This window comes from Pseudomonas sp. NPDC088890 (genome assembly GCF_044900155.1).
In the GTDB taxonomy this organism is placed as follows: Bacteria; Pseudomonadota; Gammaproteobacteria; order Pseudomonadales; family Pseudomonadaceae; genus Aquipseudomonas; species Aquipseudomonas urmiensis.
The window spans coordinates 310,409-331,290 of sequence record NZ_JBJDNG010000005.1 but is presented as its reverse complement, the minus strand read 5'-3'; the positions used below and the strand labels follow the sequence as shown (position 1 = coordinate 331,290).

Here is a 20,882-nt window from a genome sequence, read left to right as displayed (position 1 = left end):
CCAGGCCGGGGTTTTTCTTGGGCGCAACACTGCAAGTGCGATCAAACTTAAATCACCTCCCCCGCCACTGCCCGCACGATGCCCGTCTACACTCGAATTCAGACCATCTGACCGAGAGGCAGCCATGCCGATAATGCCGGCCATTCTGTTGCTGATCCTGTCCATTTGGAGCGCAACGGCCGGCGCCCTTACCCTGACCGACGAAGAGAAAGCCTGGCTCAGCGAACACCCACAGCTGCGGCTGGGTGTCGACGCTTCCTGGCCCCCGTTCGAGTTCCGCGATCAGGAGGGCCGCTACCAGGGATTGGCCGCCGATTACATCGCCCTGATCCAGGAGCGCCTGGGTGTGACGCTCAAGCCGATCGAGCCCACCAATTGGAGTCGGGTCCTGGAACAGGCGCGGCATAACCAGCTCGACCTGCTGCCCGGCATCATGTCGACTCCGGAACGGCAGAATTACCTATCGTTCACCCGCCCGTACCTGGACTTCCCGATTGTCATCCTCGCCCATGAGGGCGGCCCGCAACCGCGCACCCTCAAGGACCTGTACGGCCTGAAAATCGCCGTGGTGCAAGACTACGCCCCCCACGAACTACTGCGCACTCACCATCCCGACCTCAACCTGGTGGCCCTGCCCAATGTCAGCTCGGCTCTGCAAGCGCTAGCCACTGATGAAGTCGACGCGGTGGTCGGTGATCTCGCTTCAAGTATCTGGAGCTTGCGCCAGCTCAAACTCGATGGTCTGTACGTCAGCGGCGAAACGCCCTATCGCTATCAGCTGGCCATGGCTGTGCCACGCGAGAACAAGCAATTGGTCGGCATTCTGGACAAGGTCCTGGCCGACATGAGCAGTGCGGAAATCAGCCACATCCAGCAGCGCTGGGTAGGTAACGTGGTCGACCAGAGAAGCTTCTGGCACGACATGCTCCTGTATGGCCTGCCGGGCGTACTGCTGCTGGTAGCGATCCTCGCTGCGATGATCCGTGTCAACCGCCGCCTGAGCTCGGAAATCTCGCGGCGCATCGCCCTGGAGCAAGAACTGCGCAGCAGCGAGTACCACTACCGCAGCCTGGTGGAGAGCCTGTCGGCGATCGCCTGGGAGGCAGATGCCAACGACTTCACGTACAGCTATGTTTCTCCGCATGCCGAAGACCTACTCGGTTTTGCCACCAATGAGTGGCTCAAGCCTGGCTTCTGGCGCAGCATCCTGCACCCTGAGGACGCGCTATGGGCGCAGGCCTACTGCGAAAGCGAGACCGCAGCGGGACGCGATCACAGCCTCGATTACCGGGTGATCCGCGCCGATGGCCATACCCTGTGGGTGCGCAACATCGTCAGCATGATCGAACACGGCCACCGACCGCTGATGCGCGGCTTGATGATCGACATCAGCGAGGCCAAACACACCGAAGATGCCCTGCGCCTGTCGGAGCAGAAGTTCGCTTCGGTATTCCAGCAATGCCCCGACATCCTACTGATCGCCAGGCACAGCGACGGCTGCCTGCTTGAGGTCAATGAGGCCTTCGAGGAGCAAATCGGCTTGAGCCCCAGCGAAGTCGTCGGCCGCACAGCGACCGAGCTTGGCTTGTGGGGCGTCAGTGGCAGCGGTCCGGCCTTGCTTGAACGCCTGCATCGCGGCGGCATTCGCAACCTGGAAATGAGTTTCCGCCGAAGCAACGGCCAATTGTTCACCGGCCTGACCTCGGCCGAGACCTTTGATTTGGACGGCATTCCCGCCCTGGTGGTGGCGGTGCGCGATATCAGCCAGTTGAAAGAAACCCAGCAACAGCTGCAAACCTCCGAAGAAAAATTTGCCAAAGCCTTCCACGCCTCACCGGACGGTCTTTTGCTGTCGCGCCAGAGCGATGGCCTGCTGATCGAGGTCAACGAAGGCTTCTGCCGCCTGACCGGCTACGACCTCAACCCAACCATTGACCAAACCTCGCTGGACCTGGGCATCTGGGTCGACCTCAACGAGCGCAAGCGCATGGTCGACCAGCTCCAGCGTGATGGCTTCGTACGCGACTTCAGCTGCCATATCCGCCGCAGCGACGGTCAGATCCGCCTGTGCGAGCTGTCTGCGCGGCCCCTGCCGATTGGCGGCATCGACTGCATGCTGACCATCGCCCGCGACATCACCGAACGCCACCTGATGCAGGAGAAACTGCAGTTGGCAGCCACGGTGTTCGAGAACACCGCCGAAGGCGTGTTGATCACCGATACCGACCAGCGCATCAGCGCGGTCAACCGCGCCTTCAGCGAGATTACCGGCTACAGCGAGATCGAAGCCCTGGGCCAGACACCCCGCCTGCTTGCCTCAGGCCAGCACGACAGCGCGTTCTACGCGGCGATGTGGCACCAGCTGACAGCTGAAGGCCACTGGCAAGGCGAGATCCAGAACAAGCGCAAGAACAGCGAGCTCTACCCCAGCTGGCTGACCATCAGCGCGGTACGCAATAGCGACAGGGAAATAACCCATTTCGTTGCCGTCTTTGCCGATATCTCCAGCCTCAAGCACGCTCAAGCCAAGCTCGACTACCAAGCCCACCACGACCCACTGACCGGCCTGCCCAACCGCGCCTTGTTCGAAAACCGCTTGCAGGCCGCCCTCACCTGCGCGCAGATCTCCAACCGCCAGGGGGCGGTGCTGTTCCTCGACCTGGACCGCTTCAAGCACATCAACGACAGCCTCGGTCACCCGGTTGGCGATCTGCTGCTCAAAGGCATTGCCCAGCGCCTCAAGGAACAAGTACGCGATGTCGACACCGTGGCCCGCCTGGGCGGCGACGAGTTCATCATTCTTCTACCTGGCCTGCACAAGCCCAGTGACGCCAGCAGCATTGCCAACAAGTTGCTGGCCTGCTTCCACGCCCCCTTCCAGGCCGGCGAACATGAGTTTTTCACCAGCGCCAGCATCGGCATCAGCCTCTATCCGCAAGATGGCAGCGACGTCGCCAGCCTGATCCGCAATGCCGATGCCGCCATGTACCGCTCCAAAGCCAAAGGCCGCAACCGGGTCGAAGCCTACACCCGCGATCTCACCGCCCAGGCCAGTGAACGCATTGCCCTGGAGCACGAACTGCGCCGGGCCATCGAACGCAACGAGCTCAGCCTGTATTACCAACCCAAGTTCAGCCTCAAGACCCAGAACCTGGTCGGTGCCGAAGCGCTGATCCGCTGGAGCCACCCGACCCTGGGCGAAGTCCCGCCTGAGCACTTCATTCACCTGGCCGAAGAGAATGGCACCATCCTCCAGCTCGGCGATTGGGTGCTGGAACAAGCCTGCCGGCAGATGCACGACTGGAAGACCAGCTACCAGCCCTTCGGCCCCCTGTCGATCAACCTGGCCGGTGCGCAGTTGCGCCAGCCAAACCTGGCCAAGCGCATTGAAAGCCTGCTCAAGACCTATCAGTTGCAAGCGGGAGACTTGCAGCTGGAAATCACCGAAAACTTCATCATGAGCCAGGCCGAAGAAGCCCTGAGCGTGCTGCATCAGCTCAAGCAACTGGGTGTGCAATTGGCAATCGACGACTTTGGTACCGGCTACTCCTCGCTCAGTTACCTCAAGCGCTTGCCCCTGGATATCCTCAAGATCGACCAATCGTTCATCCGCGGCCTGCCGGAAGACCCCCACGACGCCGCAATCGCCCGAGCCATCATCGCCCTGGGACGCAGTATGCAGTTGACCATCATTGCCGAAGGCGTGGAAAACCAAGCCCAGCAGTACTTCCTTGCAGCTGAAGGTTGCGAGCAAATCCAGGGCTACATCGTCAGCCTGCCGCTACCGCCAGAGAAGTTCGCAGAGACCTTTCTTCGTATAGCACTATCGGATCTTTCGGATGGCACCCATTCAAATCCCTCGCTATAATCCCGGCACCTTCTGGGGCCTATAGCTCAGTTGGTTAGAGCAGAGGACTCATAATCCTTTGGTCCACGGTTCGAGTCCGTGTGGGCCCACCAAACAAACGACAAAGCCGCGCAAATGCGCGGCTTTGTCGTTTGTTGCGATCAATCAATCTCCTCACAAGCGCCCATTGATCCTTCACTGATGGACGATGAGCCGAATAACGCACACAATCGGCTCACATAATGAGCCGATTAGCATAGGTAATCGGCTCGCTCACCTAGCAGGAGCTGCCTGATGACCCTACCTTACTGGGTATGGCAACACGCCAACTGGCCACACTTCCACTGGCAAGCCGCGTCTTTGGCTCCGCTCCTGCGCGCCTGCTCCAACGCTCAAGGTCGTTTGGTTGGGATGGCTGGTGTGGTGGATAGCGATACTCAAGCCCAAAACACCCTCGATGCACTCCTGCAGAACATCGTCACCAGTTCGGCGATCGAAGGTGAGCAGCTTAATGTGGAATCTGTTCGCTCGTCCCTGGCGCGGAGGCTGGGGCTGGATGTACAAGGTCGCAGCAGCGTGCGCAGTGATGGCTTGGCTGAACTCATGCTTGACGCCACCCAAGAACATGCCAAACCGCTAACGCTGGAGCGGCTTTTGTATTGGCATCAACTGCTGTTTCCCGCCAATGCACATGGCCTATCGACCCCGATTCAGATTGGTCGTTTGCGCGGCGATGAACCTATGCAAGTTGTGTCCGGTCGCATCGACCGCCCCAAGGTGCACTTCGAGGCGCCCCCTCGCCAGGGACTGGAAGCACAGCTGTTGGCCTTCCTGACCTGGTTTGCAGAAAGCGCACACGACCCTGGCCTCGACCCGCTTATACGTGCAGGTATTGCTCACTTCTGGTTCGTCACGCTTCACCCTTTCGATGACGGCAATGGTCGCCTTACTCGCGCCATTACCGACTTGGCATTGGCCCAGGCGGAGCAGCAGGCTATTCGTTTTTACGCCATGTCAGCGAGCATCCTGGAAGACCGTCGCGGCTACTACGAGGTACTGGAAAACAGCCAAAAAGATGGGCTCGATATTACGCCGTGGCTGACTTGGTTCCTGCAAACATTGCTGCGCAGCCTAGAGCAGGCCCTGGCACGGATAGATCGAGTACTTGGCAAAGCGCGGTTCTGGCAACAGCATCGCCAGCAAGTGCTTTCCAGCGAACAGATCAAAGTGCTCAACCGCATGCTCGATGGCGATCTGTTCAACGAACGAGGTGGCTTCGCGGGAGGTATCAACGCTGGCCAGTACCAAGCTGTCGCCAAAGTCTCAAAGGCCACCGCTACCCGTCATTTAAGCGACCTCCTGGAAAAGGGCTACATCGTCCGCCTGCCCAGTGGCGGACGCAGCACTCGCTATCAAATCAAGTGGCCTGAGGGAGCCTCTCCAAACGGCAAGACTGAATAACCATGGCTGCCATTTGAGTGCCTGATACCCCCTCAAAGATCGCGCAACAACAGCGTCTTGCCAAAGTTACGCAGTGCCTGGCTGTACTGCCGGCGCCAGTTATCCCGCCAATACGCCGCATCGGGGTATTTGCCATCCAGACAGCGCACCGCAATGATGTCGCTGGAGGCGATTTCTTCAGGCTGCTGCTGGCTGAGCATGGGGAAGGCCATATAGGCTTTGAAGCGTTTGGACAGCACGCGGTCGATAGCGACGTTATTGAACGGCGCCTCTTCAAGCAGACGCTCGCAGCCACGGGCAGAGAGGATATAGGCGTGGGTGCCCCTGGCGCGTACGCGGGCGATGCCGCGGGTCCAGGTTAGCCAGACCTTGCCCAGGTTGGCGCCGAGGTAGAACAGCTCAGGGTCGCGGCGCTGGAAAAACTTGTTGATCTGCTCGACCTGGATCGGGTCGAAGTTGAGCAGGGTGGCGTCATCTTCAAGAATCAGGATGCGCCGGTAGCCGCGGTCGAGCGCCGCTCTGGCGCATTTCATGTGAGAGTCGAAACAGCCGCGCTCGGGACTGTATTGGTCGCGATCCACCAGCATGAACTCGATATCCAGCCCACTGGCAGCAAACTCGCGTTGCAATAACTCGCGACGGTCGCTGCGTTCCTTGAGGCTGATGCAGAAAACGCCGTCGATCTGCAGACGGCTCAGGTCCTTGTGTTTGGTCATCCCTTCCATCTCTCGAACAGGTGAATCTTTGCCGACGCTAAAGCGCCTCGGGCCACGATTTGCTCCAGTCGACCTGCTCACTGTATTGCTTAACTTCAGGCCTGCCGGCGTCGTTTCACTCCATCTGTGACGCCTGCAACATTGCGACGACTTCCCTGGCTAAGACCTGTGTGGCAAACAGGCCTACCTTCTGAGCTTAGACCTGAAAGCAACTTTTCTCGTTGGATAGGCCAACTCATGCGGTATAAGCGCGGTTCAACCGCCTTGCTCTAGGTGCGAAGGGCTGACTAGTCTATGGCCTTCTGAACAGAGAGCCGTCATGCCAGACTCCCGCCAAATCGCCCTCGATGAAATCGACCGCCAGCTAATCGCGTTACTGCAAATTAACGCCCGTGAAAGCGTCGCCACCCTCGCTCGCCACCTGGGCATTGCCCGCACCACGGTCAATTCGCGCCTGGCGCGGCTGGAGAAGAGCAAGGTTATAACCGGTTATGGCGTGCGCTTGGGCCAGCGCCTGATAGGCGGTGGTCTGCAGGCCTATGTCGGGATCAAGGTGCAGCCGCGTTCGGGTAAGGATGTGGTGCGGCGCATGAGCGCCATGAGCCAGGTGCAACAGCTGTGCGCGGTGAGTGGTGAGTTCGACTATGTGGCGTGGCTGCACAGCGATTCTCCCGAGCAACTGGACCAACTGCTCGATCAGATCGGCAGCCTTGAGGGCGTGGAGAAAACCACCACCTCGATCATCCTCAGCAGCAAAGTGGACCGCGGGCAGCCGGGCTGACTACTTGCGCCTGGGCTTCAACGCTCCATCGCGTCGAGCACCGCGTCAGTCAGGGCTTTGATCGCCTCGGCTGAATGATGGATCGTCCAGATCAGGCCGCTGTGTGATTCCGAAGCATGGTGTTGGGCGTAATCATCGGCGATCTGGCGGATACCGTTGGCCAACAGACTGGCGTGGACCAAGGCGTCAGCGGCGTCGATACCCGAGCTTACGTGGAACACTGGCGGATGGCTGGATTCGCAGGTGCTGAAAGGTTGTTCGGTGGTCGGGTTGAGTTTGAGGGGTGGATCGGGAACGATCTTTTTCACTATTCAGCTTCCAAGTTGGCTCTGGAAAACTGCCCCTATTTTCTTTCTCACAGGAAAAGGGTGGCAGCCATGGGCGGGGTGAGAAACCGGCCAACTTGGAAATCCGGCCAGGCAAAAGCCTGCCCGCGCACAGCTGCCATGAAACAAGCCTGGTGCGAAGTTGGGGGATGGGTTTCTCACGCCCAGTCACCGAATTTGCGGTGACTGCAGGAAGTTAGCGATGAACCATTTCCCGCACAGCCAGACCGAGGCGATAGCGCGCGTAGGATACGTCCTGAATTTTTTGCAGTCTGTAAGACGCTTCCTAGGTGAGTGCGTTTCACCACTAAGGCACAGCTGGGCAACAGGAAATTTTTCGAGGCCCTTTTGCCGTTACGCCTGCCCCCTCTGCACACGAGGACGTAGCAATGCGAATCGCAAAGAGAAGGTGCAATCCAAAGGTAAACCCTCCCCATCAAGACCCTCATCCACATTCGTCATTAAAACCAATTCCACGTCTAAATGACGATAAATCAATCATATCGACATCATGTTGAGTCTTAATTACGAACTACCTCCCCTCTAAAATCACCTCCAGGCATTTCCTATACTCAGGCTCCGCCCCTCGCGCAGCCCCTGGCAAGGTCATCACATGAACAACAAAAATCGCCACCCCGCCGACGGTAAAAAGCCGATCACCATCTTCGGCCCGGACTTCCCTTTTGCCTTCGATGATTGGCTGGAACACCCGGCTGGCCTGGGTAGCATCCCGGCCGCGCGTCATGGTGAAGAAGTGGCGATCGTGGGCGCCGGCATCGCCGGGCTGGTGGCGGCCTACGAGCTGATGAAGCTGGGCCTCAAACCGGTGGTCTACGAAGCGTCGAAGATGGGCGGGCGGCTGCGCTCGCAGGCCTTCAACGGCACCGACGGGATCATCGCCGAGTTGGGCGGAATGCGCTTTCCGGTGTCATCCACGGCGTTCTACCACTACGTCGACAAGCTGGGCCTGGAAACCAAACCCTTCCCCAACCCGCTCACCCCTGCCTCGCGTAGCACCGTGATCGATCTGGAAGGCCAGACCTACTACGCGGAAAAAGCCGCCGACTTGCCGGCCCTGTTCCAGGAAGTTGCCGATGCCTGGGCCGATGCCCTGGAAAGCGGTGCGCGCTTTGGTGACATCCAGCAGGCTATCCGTGACCGCGACGTGCCTCGCTTGAAAGAACTGTGGAACACCCTGGTGCCGCTGTGGGACGACCGCACTTTCTACGACTTCGTCGCCACCTCCAAAGCCTTCGCCAAACTGAGTTTCCAGCACCGCGAAGTGTTCGGCCAGGTGGGCTTCGGCACCGGTGGTTGGGACTCGGACTTCCCCAATTCGATGCTGGAAATCTTCCGTGTGGTGATGACCAACTGCGACGACCACCAACACCTGGTGGTCGGCGGCGTCGAGCAAGTGCCGCAGGGCATCTGGCGCCATGTGCCGGAGCGTTGTGCGCACTGGCCCGAAGGCACCAGCCTGAGCTCGCTGCACGGCGGTGCTCCGCGCACCGGCGTCAAGCGCATTGCCCGCGCCAGCGACGGCCGCCTGGCAGTCACCGACAACTGGGGCGACTGCCGCCATTACGCGGCGGTGCTGACGACCTGCCAGAGCTGGCTGCTGACCACCCAGATCGACTGTGAAGAGTCGTTGTTCTCGCAGAAGATGTGGATGGCCCTGGACCGCACCCGCTACATGCAGTCGTCGAAAACCTTCGTCATGGTCGACCGGCCGTTCTGGAAAGACAAAGACCCAGAAACCGGTCGCGACCTGATGAGCATGACCCTCACCGACCGGCTGACCCGTGGTACCTACCTGTTCGATAACGGCGACGATAAACCAGGGGTGATCTGCCTATCCTATGCGTGGATGAGCGATGCGCTGAAGATGCTCCCGCACCCGGTGGAAAAACGCGTACAGCTGGCACTCGATGCATTGAAAAAGATCTACCCGAAAACCGATATCGCCGGGCATATCATCGGCGATCCGATCACCATTTCCTGGGAAGCCGACCCGCACTTCCTCGGTGCGTTCAAAGGCGCGCTGCCAGGCCACTACCGCTACAACCAGCGGATGTACGCGCACTTCATGCAGGCGCAGATGCCCGTCGAGCAGCGCGGTATTTTCATTGCCGGCGACGACGTGTCGTGGACCCCGGCCTGGGTGGAAGGCGCGGTGCAGACCTCGCTCAATGCCGTGTGGGGTATCATGAATCACTTTGGTGGCAAGACCCACGCGGACAACCCCGGCCCTGGCGACGTGTTCGATGAAATCGGGCCGATCGCCCTGGCCGACTGAGACAAGGAGGCAGCATGCGCATCGCCCTGTTCCAGGGGCCACCCAGACCACTGGACGTGCCCGGCAACCTGCAGCGCCTGCAACACCAGGCGCAACTGGCAGCAGCTCGCGGCGCGCAGTTGCTGGTGTGCCCGGAGATGTACCTGACCGGCTACAACATCGGCAGCGAGCACGTCGAACGCCTGGCGGAGGCCGATGACGGCCCATCAGCCATGGCCGTGGTCGAGATCGCCCAGGCCCATCGCATCGCCATCGCCTATGGCTACCCAGAGCGCGGCGAAGACGGCGCGGTCTACAACAGCGTGCAGTTGATCAACGCCCATGGCAGCAGCCTGTGCAACTACCGCAAGACTCATCTGTTCGGTGAGCTGGATCGGGCCATGTTCAGCCCCGGTGCGGATCATTTTCCGGTGGTCGAGCTCGACGGCTGGAAGGTCGGCATGCTGATCTGCTACGACATCGAGTTTCCGGAGAATGCCCGGCGCTTGGCGCTCGATGGCGCCGAATTGATCCTGGTGCCGACAGCCAACATGACGCCTTACGATTTCGTCTGCCAGGTGACCGTGCGTTCGCGTGCGCAGGAGAACCAGTGCTATCTGGTCTACGCCAACTACTGCGGTGCCGAGGATGAAATCCACTACTGTGGACAGAGCAGCATCATTGGCCCCGATGGCAGCTTGCTGGCGATGGCCGGGCGCGATGAGTGCCAGCTGCTGGCAGAGCTGGAGCGCGAGCGAGTGGTGCAGGGGCGCGAGGCGTTTCCCTACCTGGCCGATCTGCGTCGGGAGTTGCATCTGCCTCGACAGGGTTGACGGGAAATCACCCTGCCCATCGCAGGCTGCGCCAGCTCCCACAGGGCCTCGCTCCCGGCCCTCTGCTGATCAACGACTTGGATATGCGCTAGCATGATGCTTCGCCACCGGAGCCCGCATGCCTGACGCCACCCGCCACCTGACCCTTACCAACGGCCTGCAGCTGACCCTGCGCCACGCCCCGCGCCTCAAGCGTGCGGCCGCTGCGGTGCGGGTGCATGCGGGCAGCCATGACGCACCTTCACGATGGCCTGGTTTGGCGCACTTTCTCGAACACTTGTTCTTTCTCGGCACCGCCCGCTTTGCGCTGCAAGACGGCCTGATGCGCTACGTCCAGCGTGTCAGCGGCCAGGTCAACGCCAGTACCCGCGAGCGCACCACCGACTTCTTCTTCGAGGTGCCGCCCGCTGCACTGTCTGGCGGCCTGGAGCGTCTGTGCCAGATGCTGGCCGAGCCCGACCTGAGCATCGAGCGCCAGCGCCGTGAGCGCGAAGTGATCCATGCCGAGTTCATTGCCTGGTCACGCAACCCTGAAGCTCAGCAGCAATTCGCCCTGCTCCAGGCAGTGTCTGCGCAGCATCCCCTGAGTGGTTTCCACGCAGGCAACCGGCATAGCCTGGCCTTGCAGGATCCGGCCTTTCAGCAGGCGCTCAGCAATTTTCACGCGACCTTCTATCAGGCTGGCCAGATTGTCTTGAGCCTGAGCGGCCCGCAGCCGCTGGATGAGCTGGAAGCGCTCGGCCGCCAGTTCGGCAGCCTGTTTGCCAGCGGCCAGCGGGTCGCCCAAGCCCTGCCGCCACCCTTGCTCAATGGGCCACTGCGACAGCCGCCTGCCAGCGCCGGTCAAATGGATCTGCTGTTTGCTCACCAGAATCTACCTGCGGGCGCGGAACACGCAGTTGAGCTATTACTCGCCTGCCTGAGCGATAGTCGGGAGGGCGGCTGGCTAGCGCAGCTGCGTAAGCGCGGCTGGTTACAGGCATGCAAAGTCGACACCCTGCACGCCTTCGCCGGTCAATTGCTCTGGCATGTGCGTCTGCACCTAAGCGAGGACGCGGATCAGGATGAGGTGCGAGCCTTACTCAATGGCTGGTTGAAGTTCATCCGCGAAGCAGACACGCAGCCATTGAATGAAGCATTCGCTGACTTGCAACGCAGCCGAGAACAAGCCGCCGGTGCCCTGGAACTGGCACGCCGAGACAGTACCGGCCGCGCTTTCCAGGCACTCGATGGGCAAGGCCTGAAAGCCTTCGCCGCTCTACTGGATAGCCTGCCCCTGCACAGCCACGCAGACTGGCAACTGCCGGGCGCCGATCCACTCCTGCAAGACGAACTTCCTGCCGCCAGCGCGCCTCTGCCTGATGGCCTGAGCGTCAGTGACAGTCTGCCAAGCGATCGCCAATTCGCAGCGCTGTATCTGCGCTGGCAGATCGTCTCGCCGGTGCGAACACGCTTGCATGCAGTACTCGAACACGCCTTGCGGCCTTTGACGGAACGCGCCGAGCGCGCATCTGTGCAGCTGGATTTCAGCGTCAGTCAACGCTACTGGCAACTGCGCTGCGCCGGGCTGCCAGCGGCGGTGATTCGAACCGTTGGCGAGGCGTTGCAGGTGTTGCACCGCCCACCTCAAAGCAGCTGGCAAGCGCCAGCCCCGGATGAACCCGCCTTGATACCGATCAGGGCCCTGCTCAAGCGACTGCCTGATGCCTTGACGCTAGCGCAGCCGGAGCCGATTCCCGCCTGTGCGGCGAATCAGGCCATGCTCGACCAGATTTGGCATTCGGCGCAGTGGCAGGGTTTGGCAGTAGGGTTTGGCGCTGCTGAGCAGGCGGCCTTGGGCGCGGTGTTGCAACACACATCCTGGGGCCGCCCTGCGTCCGCACCTACCGGAGGCGAGCGTGGCCGGCGCTGGGTGCCGGTCGAGGTTGCCGGGAGTGAGCACGCACTGCTGCTGTTCTGCCCGTTGCCCGCTGCCTTGCAAGGTGCTGGCCGACTGCTTGCGCAATTGCTGCAAGGCCCGGTGTACCAGCGCCTGCGCGTCGAACTGCAGCTGGGTTATGCCGTATTCAGTGCCTTTCGTCAGTTCGATGGGGTCGGCGGGCTGCTGTTCGGCGTGCAATCGCCCCACGCCACGCCAACGCAGATACTCGAGCACCTGCTAGCGCTGCTGCATCAAGAGGTGATGCTCGATGGCCCTGCGCAACAGGCCCTGGCCGACAGTTTCGCAGAAACTGCCATGCCCAACGCTGATGTCGCGCACTGGGCATGGCAGACATATCTGGCGACAGAAGCGCCCGACCTTTGTGCAATCCGCAGGTCTATTCTCAGCACCACTCAAGCGCAACTGGATGAGTTGCGCCAAGCGCTGCTTGCGGTCGATCACGGCTGGTTGTGCTTGGCCAACGCTGCGGCGCCAAGCGCACAGTGGGATTAACGACAGGCCGATTGTTACCTAAGCCGCAAGGGCGCTTTTCAAAGAATTAACCTTTCGGTACAAATTTTTCTTGTAAGATAGCGCAATCCCAGCCAATGGAACCTCCTGCGCAAGGCGGCACCAAATAAGTAGCTGACAACCCCCCAGACCCATCCGGAAGGAGTAATCCCATGTGGACCAAACCTGCTTACACTGACCTGCGTATCGGATTCGAAGTGACCATGTACTTCGCCAACCGCTAAGCCCTGCTTGCGGTTCGACGCCTCGGTCCGCCGGGGCGTTCGCGTTTTTTCACTACAGGTTTTTCCGCAAGTTCGGATAGAGAGCAGCCATGTACATCCAGATTCTCGGCTCCGCCGCCGGTGGCGGATTCCCCCAGTGGAACTGCAACTGCGTCAACTGCAAGGGTTTTCGTGACGGCTCGCTGCGTGCCACGGCGCGCACCCAGTCATCGATTGCCCTGTCCGATGACGGCGAGCACTGGATCCTGTGCAACGCCTCGCCGGACATCCGCGCCCAGCTGCAAGCCTTCGCCCCGATGCAACCGGCGCGCGCCCTGCGCGACACCGGGATCAACGCGATCGTCCTGCTCGACAGCCAGATCGACCACACCACTGGCCTGCTCAGCCTGCGCGAAGGTTGCCCGCATCAAGTCTGGTGCACCGACATGGTCCACCAGGACCTGACCACCGGCTTCCCGCTGTTCAACATGCTCAGCCACTGGAACGGCGGCCTGGTGTGGAACCGCATCGAGCTCGAAGGCAGCTTCGTCATCGACGCCTGCCCCAACCTCACGTTCACCCCGTTCCCGCTGCGCAGCGCCGCCCCGCCCTACTCGCCGCATCGCTTCGACCCGCACCCCGGCGACAACCTCGGCCTGCTGGTCGAAGACCGGCGCACCGGCGGCAAGCTGTTCTACGCCCCGGGGCTGGGACAGGTCGACGCCAAGCTGCTGGAGATGATGCACGGCGCCGACTGCCTGCTGGTCGACGGCACGCTGTGGGAGGATGATGAAATGCAGCGCCGCGGTGTCGGCACACGCACCGGTCGCGAGATGGGCCACCTGGCGCAAAACGGCCCCGGCGGCATGCTCGAGGTGCTCGATGGCTTCGCCCGCCAGCGCAAGGTACTTATCCACATCAACAACACCAACCCGATTCTCGATGAAGACTCGCCCGAGCGGGCCGAGGTGGTCCGCCGGGGCGTTGAAGTCGCCTTCGACGGTATGAGCATCGAGCTGTAGGAGGCCCTGATGAGCGACGCAACGCCGATGTCCCCTGCCGAGTTCGAGCAGGCCCTGCGCGCCAAGGGCGCCTACTACCACATTCATCACCCCTACCACGTGGCGATGTATGAAGGCCGCGCCAGCCGCGAGCAGATCCAGGGTTGGGTGGCCAACCGTTTCTACTACCAGGTCAACATCCCGATGAAGGATGCGGCGATCCTGGCCAACTGCCCAGACCGCGAAGTACGCCGCGAGTGGATCCAGCGCCTGCTCGACCACGACGGCGCTCCGGGTGAAGACGGTGGCATCGAGGCCTGGCTGCGACTAGGTCAGGCGGTCGGGCTCGACCCAGATCAGTTGCGCTCCCAGGAGCTGGTGCTGCCGGGCGTGCGCTTCGCGGTCGACGCCTATGTCAACTTTGCCCGCCGCGCCAGCTGGCAGGAAGCGGCCAGCAGTTCGCTGACCGAGCTGTTCGCCCCGCAGATCCACCAGTCACGCCTGGACAGCTGGCCACAGCACTACCCGTGGATCGATCCTGCCGGCTATGAGTACTTCCGCACACGCCTGGGCCAGGCGCGCCGCGATGTCGAGCACGGCTTGGCGATCACCTTGCAGCACTACACCACCCGCGCAGGTCAGGAGCGCATGCTGGAGATCCTGCAGTTCAAGCTGGATATCCTCTGGAGCATGCTCGATGCCATGAGCATGGCCTACGAACTGCACCGTCCGCCTTATCACTCCGTCACCCGCGAGCGGGTCTGGCACAAGGGGATTGCCCTATGAGCTTCAATCGCCAACTGGTTCCCAACTGGCGCCCTGGCTATCGTTATCAGTACGAGCCGGCGCAAAAAGGCCATGTCCTGCTATACCCCGAGGGCATGATCAAGCTCAACGAAAGCGCCGCGCTGATCGGCGGGCTGATCGATGGCCAACGGGATGTGGCGGCGATCATCGCCGAGCTTTCGCAGCAGTTCCCCGACGTGCCCGAAGTCGCCGATGACATCGAGCAGTTCATGGAGGTGGCCCGTGCCGAACACTGGATCGTCCTCGCCTGAGGTGCCGGCGAAACCGCCCGTCGGCCTGCCGCTGTGGCTACTGGCCGAGCTGACCTACCGCTGCCCGCTGCAATGCCCGTACTGCTCCAACCCCCTGGACTTCGCTGCCCAGGGCCAGGAGCTGAGCACCGAACAGTGGTTCAAGGTGATGGCCGAGGCGCGCGAAATGGGCGCCGCTCAGTTGGGCTTTTCCGGCGGTGAGCCGCTGGTGCGCCAGGATCTGGCCGAACTGATCGGCGAGGCGCGGCGCCTGGGCTACTACACCAACCTGATCACCTCTGGTATCGGCCTGACCGAGCAGCGTATCGCTGAATTCAAGCAAGCCGGGCTGGACCATATCCAGATCAGTTTCCAGGCCAGCGACGAACAGGTGAACAACCTGCTGGCCGGCTCGAAGAAGGCCTTCGCGCAAAAGCTGGAGATGGCCCGGGCAGTCAAAGCCCACGGCTACCCGATGGTGCTCAACTTCGTCACCCATCGGCATAACATCGACAAGATCGACCGCATCATCGAACTGTGCATTGCCCTGGAGGCCGACTTCGTCGAGCTCGCTACCTGCCAGTTCTACGGCTGGGCCCACCTCAACCGGGTTGGCCTGCTGCCCACTCGCGCGCAGCTGGAGCGGGCCGAGCGCATCACCAATCAATACCGCGACCAGCTCAAGGCTGCCGGCAACCCGTGCAAGCTGATCTTCGTCACCCCCGATTACTACGAAGAACGCCCCAAGGGCTGCATGAACGGCTGGGGGAGCATCTTCCTCACCGTCACCCCGGACGGCACCGCCCTGCCCTGTCACGGCGCGCGCCAGTTGCCGGTGCAGTTCCCCAACGTGCGCGATCATGACCTCAGGCACATCTGGTACGACTCGTTCGGTTTCAACCGCTTTCGTGGCTACGACTGGATGCCCGAGCCGTGCCGCTCGTGCGATGAAAAGGAAAAGGACTTCGGCGGCTGCCGCTGCCAGGCCTTCATGCTCACAGGTGATGCCAGCAACGCCGACCCGGTGTGTGCCAAGTCAGCTGATCACGGCATCATCCTCAAGGCACGCGAAGACGCCGAGCACGCCCAACTGGCCATTGAAGAGCTGACTTTCCGCAATGAGCGCAACTCACGTGTCATCGTCCGCGGCTGACTTCAGCGCCGCCCAGGCCGTAGCGGCCGGTACCGACTTCGCTGACCTCAAGGTCGGCGCCGCCGGCTTGTTCTGGAACGAGTTTCGCCCCGCAGATGGTGCATGCCGGCTGTGGCACTGGCGCAATCGACAGGCTCACTGCCTGACTCCGGATGGTTTCAGCGTGCGCAGCCGGGTCTACGAGTATGGCGGCGGCAGCTTCTGCCTGGGTGGCGATGGGCTGGTGTTCGTCAACGAGGCCGATCAACAGGTCTACACCCAGGCGCTCGATGGCTCAGCGCCCAGAGCACTCACTCAAGCGGCGGACTGTCGCTATGGTGATGTACTGTGGCGCGATGATCGCCTGCTGGCAGTCGAGGAGTTGCACGCGGCAAGCGTCGAGCATCGCCTGGTTAGCCTCGATGGCGAAGCGCGACACGTGCTGGCAGAGGGCGCCGACTTCTACGCCTCGCCGACCTTGAGCGACGATGGCCAGCGCCTGGCCTGGATTGAATGGGATCGCCCCGCCCAGCCTTGGACCCGCACCCGGCTAATGTGCCGTGAGCGCGATAGCCAGGGTGGCTGGGGTTCGACGCGTTGCGTAGCCGGTGATGGCGACCAAGACCTGTCACTGCAGCAACCGCGCTTCGATGGGCAAGGCCAGCTCTATTGCCTGTGTGATCGTAATGGTTTCTGGCAACCCTGGGCTGAGCTCGACGGCCAATGGCAAGCCTTGCCCGCCAAGGCTGCCGACCACGCTGCCGCGCCCTGGCAGCTGGGCGCCAGCACCTGGATAGCGCTCGGCCCTGAGGCCTACCTGGCCACCTGGTTGGAAGAAGGCTTCGGTCACCTTGGGTTGCGCACAGATGGCCATCAGGTACAGCGCTACGCCAGCGACTACACACGCTTTCGCAGCCTGGCGATGGATGAGAGTTACCTTTATGCCATCGCGGCATCGCCAATCAGTCCGCCTGCGGTCATCGCGATCGAGCGGGCTAGCCAACAGATTCGCGTCCTCGCTGGCGGCGGTTTGCCGCTGCCTGCCGAACGGGTCAGCCGTCCTCAGCCACTCCGCTATCCCAGCGGCGATAGCCAGGCCCATGGCTTTTTCTATCCTGCCATGCGTGGCGAAGGCGCCGCGCCGTTGGTGCTGTTCATCCATGGCGGCCCGACTTCAGCGTGCTACCCCGTGCTGGATGCGCGCATCCAGTACTGGACCCAGCGCGGCTTTGCCGTGGCCGATCTCAACTATCGCGGTAGCAGTGGCTATGGGCGGGTGTATCGCCAGGCCCTGCACCTGCGCTGGGGCGAGATCGATGTGGAGGATGCCTGTGCGGCGGTGGCTCACCTTGCAGGGCTAGGCCTGATCGATCCGCACAAGGCGTTCATTCGTGGCGGCAGCGCCGGCGGCTACACGACCCTGTGCGCCCTGGCCTTCCACGATGTATTCCGCGCCGGTGCCAGCCTGTACGGGGTCAGCGATCCGCTGGCATTGGGGCGGGCGACGCACAAGTTCGAAGGGGATTATCTGGACTGGCTGATTGGTGATCCTCAAATCGATGCCGAGCGCTACCGGCAACGCACGCCTTTGTTGCATGCCGATCAGATCAAGGCGCCGGTGATCTTCTTCCAGGGCGAGCTGGATGCGGTCGTAGTGCCCACCCAGACCCGGGATATGTTGGCGGCGCTCAAGGCCAATGGGGTTGAGGCTGAAGGGCATTTTTATGCTGGGGAGCGACACGGGTTCCGTAAGGCCGAGAACCTGGCGCATGCCTTGGAAGAGGAGTGGAAGTTTTATTGCCGGGTGTTGGGCTTGTAGGTTTTGCAGTGGCTGCACAGCCGCTCGCAGGCAAGCCAGCCCCTCCGGGAACCGCGCTGTGCCTGCGAAGTCACGCGTGCTGACTCAGCGCTTGGCGATGATGTACACCGCGTGCACGATGCCCGGAATGTAACCCAACAGGGTCAGCAAGATATTCAGCCAGAACGCCCCGGCAAACCCAACCTGAAGGAACACCCCCAGCGGCGGCAGAAGAATCGCGATGATGATGCGAATGAAGTCCATGCAGGTCTCTCCGTGAAAGGGTTTAAACAGAGACTAGCCGCGCTGCCCAGAGGTTCCACACACAATCGACAGGCAAAAAAACGCCCCGGGCCAAATGAAGCAGGCCAAGGGCGATGCGCAGGAACGCGAGACGGTTCGTTGAAATTCTGTATGTCCGGGTGGCCGGTCAGGCCGGCACCTCGCGGCGGTTATGCTGCTGCGCATGCAGGCGGGCGAAAGCCCGAGCCAGGCGCAGCAGCATCTCGTCAATATTGCCTTTGCTCACGGTCAGCGCCGGTGAGAAGCGCACCACGTCCGCCTGCGGCGCATTGAGCAACAAGCCTTCGTGCAGCGCCGCCTCGACCAGCTCCTGAGCCAGGTCTTCTTGCAGCTGCAACGCCCACAGCAAGCCTTGCCCGCGTACCTCGCCCTGGCCATAACGGCCGGCCAGGCGGCTCAAGCCCTCGCGCAGGTGCCGGCCACTGTCCTGGACGTGCTCGAAAAACCCCGGTTCGAGCACCGTGCGCAATACCGCCAGGCCCGCGGCGCTCATCAGCGCATTGCCATGGTGGCTGCCTTCCAGCTCGCCAGGTTCGGCGCAGCAGGCAGTACCCCGGGCCAGCAAGGCCGCCAGCGGCACGCCGCCACCCAGGCCTTTGCCGAGGGTGATGATGTCGGCACGCACCTCGTAGGTTTGCTCGGCCAGCAAGGCGCCGCAACGGCCAATGCCGGTCTGCACTTCGTCGAGGATCAGCAGGATGCCCAGCTCGCGGCACAGCTGTTCGACCCCCTTGAGGTACTCACGGGTGGCCGGGATGACCCCAGCCTCGCCCTGGATCGGCTCCAACATGATCGCCACGGTGCGCGAGTCGACGGCCGCATGCAGCGCTGCCAGGTCGTTGAACGGCACCTTGCTAAAGCCCGGCAGACCGGGTTCGCAGCGGTTGCAGGGCAGTGGGTCGGACGCCGACAGCGCGCCCAGACTGCGACCATGACAGCCCTGGCTGGCAGTGATGATGTGGTAGGCGCCGTTACGATGCAGCTGGCCCCACTTACGCGCCAGCTTGATCGCGCCCTCGCAAGCCTCGGCGCCACTGTTGAGCAGGTAGGCTTGATCGCTGCCGGTGCTCTGGCACAGGCGATTGACCAGTTCCAGCAAACCTCGGCTGTGAAAGCCCGCACCGGGATTGATCAACGCTTGGGCCTGGTTGCCCAGTGCCTTGACCAACACGCTAGGGCTATGGCCGAGGCTGTTGACCGCGCAGCCCTGGGTGAAATCCAGATAGGCATGGCCGTCGTCGTCCCACAGCCAGGAACCCTGCCCACGCACGAACACCTGCGGCGCGCGCTCGGCGCTCGGCATCAACCGCTCGCGAGACAGCGTTGCCGCCTGCGGCTCGATTGCCGCTGCACGCTTGGGCTCGGCAACGACAGCGGCCGAGCGGCGCAGGTTGAACAGGTTCATCAGGGCTCCAACTCATCACGCAAGATGGCGGTCAAGGTCCGGTCATTTGCCGGAAAGTATGATCAGGTCAAAAACCGATCTTTTAGCCTTGCCTATCAAAAGTGTTTTTCATCAGCGGTAACAATCGATCAAATGATCGCTGTGTAGCGCTTGAATACGGCGATAGACTAGGGGCTTAGCGGCCAAGCGGCCATTTCGTTTTTCCAGCTTTTTCGATAAGTGTTACTTATGGATTTTCGCCAACTGCGCTATTTCGTCGCGGTGTATGAGGAAGGCCACGTAGGCCGTGCCGCCGAGCGCCTGTCGCTGTCGCAACCCGCCCTGTCGCAACAGATCCGCCAGCTGGAACACAGCCTCGACCTGAGCCTGTTCGAGCGCAGTAACAAGCGCCTGTTGCCGACCCTTGCCGCGCACACCCTGTACAACCATGCGCAGCCGCTGCTCGATGGCTTGCAGCGGGCGCATGAGGCCATGCGCAACTTCAAGGGCCAGTCGCTGCGCACCCTGGCCATCGGCGTGCTGCAGACCGTGCGGCCAAGCCTGGTGCCGCAGTTGCTGGAGCGGGTGCGCAAGGCCCAGCCGCATTTGGTCGTGCAGATCTATGAACTGTCGGGGCTGGAGATCGAACGGCGCTTGCTCAATGGCAACCTGGATATCGGCATCAGCTACCTGCCACCACGGCAGCCAGGCTTGCATGGCTTGATGCTGTACGAAGATGAGCTGCAGCTGGTCATTCCCAATACCCATCCCTTGAAAGACTTCAAGAAGGTCTCGATCAGACAAGCCGCCGAATTGCCCATGCTGATGCTGGGCGAGGAGTTTCAAATCCGGCAGATCTGGAAAGAGCAGTTGGCCAACCAGGGGCGGCGGCCACAGGTGCAGGCCGAGATGAACAACATGGGCGGGATTCTCGACAGCCTGGCGCACACTTCGCTGGCGACCATTCTGCCGGGGCGCGCCAAGGATGCTGCCGAAGACGATCAGGAGCTGCTGTGGAAGCCGTTGAGCGAGCCACGAGTACCGCTCAAGGTTGGCTTGGTGTTTCGCGATGCCCAGCGCCAGCAGGCTTCTGTGGAGCTGCTGCGCACGCTGCTGGAGGAAGAAACCGACGCCCGCGCGCTGGGCGTTTCACCATTGGACGTGCTGGGATAAAAACACGCGCACAAAGAAAACCCCGCCGAAGCGGGGTTTTCCAGACTGTTTCCCTGACATCCCTATCGTCCCGCCATCCTGGCAGGAATTCCTACGTGTCCCTGTTCTGTCCTTTGCGCTTCCTACGCTCCGTCCATGTAAGAAAGATTAACCGTGGATC

At 61.7% G+C, this 20,882-nt stretch carries 17 protein-coding genes and 1 tRNA gene; 14 read left to right on the top strand and 4 right to left on the bottom strand.

What is annotated here, in order from left to right; genetic code table 11:
* Nucleotides 1–124 precede the first annotated feature (124 nt).
* From ACI2JX_RS13880 to ACI2JX_RS13870, 3 genes are all read left to right on the top strand, one after another.
* On the top strand, nt 125–3,868 hold the full coding sequence (locus ACI2JX_RS13880) for an EAL domain-containing protein (RefSeq protein WP_404690296.1): 3,744 nt from the start codon (nt 125–127) through the stop codon (nt 3,866–3,868).
* A 15-nt stretch (nt 3,869–3,883) separates the two neighbouring features.
* Nucleotides 3,884–3,960, top strand: a tRNA-Ile gene (locus ACI2JX_RS13875).
* 181 nt (nt 3,961–4,141) lie between these two features.
* Entirely contained in the window at nt 4,142–5,308 is a 1,167-nt protein-coding gene (locus tag ACI2JX_RS13870) for a Fic family protein (RefSeq protein ID WP_404690295.1), read from the top strand.
* Nucleotides 5,309–5,340: 32 nt separating this feature from the next.
* Here ACI2JX_RS13870 and ACI2JX_RS13865 read toward each other — a convergent pair whose 3' ends face one another.
* Complete coding sequence (locus ACI2JX_RS13865; protein ID WP_368972985.1) at nt 5,341–6,024, bottom strand: glycosyltransferase family 25 protein; 684 nt, start codon at nt 6,022–6,024, stop codon at nt 5,341–5,343.
* Nucleotides 6,025–6,343: 319 nt separating this feature from the next.
* Between ACI2JX_RS13865 and ACI2JX_RS13860 the strand changes: the two genes are divergently transcribed.
* Nucleotides 6,344–6,805, top strand: a complete 462-nt coding sequence (locus ACI2JX_RS13860; protein ID WP_404690294.1) for an Lrp/AsnC family transcriptional regulator — start codon at nt 6,344–6,346, stop codon at nt 6,803–6,805.
* Nucleotides 6,806–6,822: 17 nt separating this feature from the next.
* On the opposite strand, the gene ACI2JX_RS13855 is transcribed toward ACI2JX_RS13860, so the two are convergent.
* Nucleotides 6,823–7,113, bottom strand: a complete 291-nt coding sequence (locus ACI2JX_RS13855) for a DUF3077 domain-containing protein (protein ID WP_186552698.1) — start codon at nt 7,111–7,113, stop codon at nt 6,823–6,825.
* A 631-nt stretch (nt 7,114–7,744) separates the two neighbouring features.
* Between ACI2JX_RS13855 and ACI2JX_RS13850 the strand changes: the two genes are divergently transcribed.
* The 9 genes from ACI2JX_RS13850 to ACI2JX_RS13810 all read left to right on the top strand — a co-directional run bounded on the left by ACI2JX_RS13850 (nt 7,745) and on the right by ACI2JX_RS13810 (nt 17,883).
* The gene (locus ACI2JX_RS13850; protein ID WP_404690293.1) at nt 7,745–9,427 is read left to right on the top strand and encodes a flavin monoamine oxidase family protein; all 1,683 of its coding nucleotides are present in this window, start codon (nt 7,745–7,747) and stop codon (nt 9,425–9,427) included.
* 14 nt (nt 9,428–9,441) lie between these two features.
* Nucleotides 9,442–10,239 carry a carbon-nitrogen hydrolase family protein gene (locus ACI2JX_RS13845; protein ID WP_368972986.1) on the top strand — a complete coding sequence of 266 codons (798 nt, stop codon included), beginning with the start codon at nt 9,442–9,444 and terminating at the stop codon, nt 10,237–10,239.
* Nucleotides 10,240–10,357: 118 nt separating this feature from the next.
* Complete coding sequence (pqqF, locus tag ACI2JX_RS13840; protein ID WP_404690292.1) at nt 10,358–12,673, top strand: pyrroloquinoline quinone biosynthesis protein PqqF; 2,316 nt, start codon at nt 10,358–10,360, stop codon at nt 12,671–12,673.
* 170 nt (nt 12,674–12,843) lie between these two features.
* On the top strand, nt 12,844–12,915 hold the full coding sequence (gene pqqA / locus ACI2JX_RS13835; RefSeq protein ID WP_003243383.1) for a pyrroloquinoline quinone precursor peptide PqqA: 72 nt from the start codon (nt 12,844–12,846) through the stop codon (nt 12,913–12,915).
* An 89-nt stretch (nt 12,916–13,004) separates the two neighbouring features.
* Nucleotides 13,005–13,916: a pyrroloquinoline quinone biosynthesis protein PqqB gene (pqqB, locus tag ACI2JX_RS13830; protein ID WP_264235337.1), complete on the top strand. Its 912-nt coding sequence runs from the start codon at nt 13,005–13,007 to the stop codon at nt 13,914–13,916.
* A 9-nt stretch (nt 13,917–13,925) separates the two neighbouring features.
* A complete protein-coding gene (gene pqqC / locus ACI2JX_RS13825; protein WP_404690291.1) occupies nt 13,926–14,681 on the top strand; it encodes a pyrroloquinoline-quinone synthase PqqC in 756 nt (251 codons plus the stop codon).
* Nucleotides 14,678–14,953 (top strand): pyrroloquinoline quinone biosynthesis peptide chaperone PqqD, encoded by a 276-nt coding sequence (gene pqqD, locus ACI2JX_RS13820; protein ID WP_186552704.1) that lies wholly within the window; start codon nt 14,678–14,680, stop codon nt 14,951–14,953. Before pqqC ends, pqqD begins: the two co-directional genes overlap by 4 nt.
* The gene (pqqE, locus tag ACI2JX_RS13815; protein ID WP_368972988.1) at nt 14,925–16,085 is read left to right on the top strand and encodes a pyrroloquinoline quinone biosynthesis protein PqqE; all 1,161 of its coding nucleotides are present in this window, start codon (nt 14,925–14,927) and stop codon (nt 16,083–16,085) included. Before pqqD ends, pqqE begins: the two co-directional genes overlap by 29 nt.
* Nucleotides 16,051–17,883 (top strand): prolyl oligopeptidase family serine peptidase, encoded by a 1,833-nt coding sequence (locus tag ACI2JX_RS13810; protein WP_404690290.1) that lies wholly within the window; start codon nt 16,051–16,053, stop codon nt 17,881–17,883. The genes pqqE and ACI2JX_RS13810 overlap by 35 nt, the downstream gene beginning before the upstream one ends.
* A gap of 84 nt (nt 17,884–17,967) precedes the next feature.
* Here ACI2JX_RS13810 and ACI2JX_RS13805 read toward each other — a convergent pair whose 3' ends face one another.
* The gene (locus ACI2JX_RS13805) at nt 17,968–18,126 is read right to left on the bottom strand and encodes a YqaE/Pmp3 family membrane protein (protein ID WP_033727371.1); all 159 of its coding nucleotides are present in this window, start codon (nt 18,124–18,126) and stop codon (nt 17,968–17,970) included.
* A gap of 166 nt (nt 18,127–18,292) precedes the next feature.
* Complete coding sequence (locus tag ACI2JX_RS13800) at nt 18,293–19,570, bottom strand: aspartate aminotransferase family protein (RefSeq protein WP_264235333.1); 1,278 nt, start codon at nt 19,568–19,570, stop codon at nt 18,293–18,295.
* Nucleotides 19,571–19,798: 228 nt separating this feature from the next.
* On the opposite strand from ACI2JX_RS13800, the gene ACI2JX_RS13795 reads away from it, so the two are divergent.
* Nucleotides 19,799–20,722 (top strand): LysR family transcriptional regulator, encoded by a 924-nt coding sequence (locus ACI2JX_RS13795; protein WP_264235332.1) that lies wholly within the window; start codon nt 19,799–19,801, stop codon nt 20,720–20,722.
* Nucleotides 20,723–20,882 lie beyond the last annotated feature (160 nt).

Bases quoted from the DNA above. Each gene is read 5' to 3' on its own strand.
- ACI2JX_RS13880 (WP_404690296.1), top strand. From the start codon at position 125: ATGCCGATAATGCCGGCCATTCTGTTGCTGATCCTGTCCATTTGGAGC.
- ACI2JX_RS13870 (WP_404690295.1), top strand. From the start codon at position 4,142: ATGACCCTACCTTACTGGGTATGGCAACACGCCAACTGGCCACACTTC.
- ACI2JX_RS13865 (WP_368972985.1), bottom strand. From the start codon at position 6,024: ATGACCAAACACAAGGACCTGAGCCGTCTGCAGATCGACGGCGTTTTC.
- ACI2JX_RS13860 (WP_404690294.1), top strand. From the start codon at position 6,344: ATGCCAGACTCCCGCCAAATCGCCCTCGATGAAATCGACCGCCAGCTA.
- ACI2JX_RS13850 (WP_404690293.1), top strand. From the start codon at position 7,745: ATGAACAACAAAAATCGCCACCCCGCCGACGGTAAAAAGCCGATCACC.
- ACI2JX_RS13845 (WP_368972986.1), top strand. From the start codon at position 9,442: ATGCGCATCGCCCTGTTCCAGGGGCCACCCAGACCACTGGACGTGCCC.
- pqqF (WP_404690292.1), top strand. From the start codon at position 10,358: ATGCCTGACGCCACCCGCCACCTGACCCTTACCAACGGCCTGCAGCTG.
- pqqB (WP_264235337.1), top strand. From the start codon at position 13,005: ATGTACATCCAGATTCTCGGCTCCGCCGCCGGTGGCGGATTCCCCCAG.
- pqqC (WP_404690291.1), top strand. From the start codon at position 13,926: ATGAGCGACGCAACGCCGATGTCCCCTGCCGAGTTCGAGCAGGCCCTG.
- pqqD (WP_186552704.1), top strand. From the start codon at position 14,678: ATGAGCTTCAATCGCCAACTGGTTCCCAACTGGCGCCCTGGCTATCGT.
- ACI2JX_RS13810 (WP_404690290.1), top strand. From the start codon at position 16,051: ATGAGCGCAACTCACGTGTCATCGTCCGCGGCTGACTTCAGCGCCGCC.
- ACI2JX_RS13805 (WP_033727371.1), bottom strand. From the start codon at position 18,126: ATGGACTTCATTCGCATCATCATCGCGATTCTTCTGCCGCCGCTGGGG.
- ACI2JX_RS13800 (WP_264235333.1), bottom strand. From the start codon at position 19,570: ATGAACCTGTTCAACCTGCGCCGCTCGGCCGCTGTCGTTGCCGAGCCC.
- ACI2JX_RS13795 (WP_264235332.1), top strand. From the start codon at position 19,799: ATGGATTTTCGCCAACTGCGCTATTTCGTCGCGGTGTATGAGGAAGGC.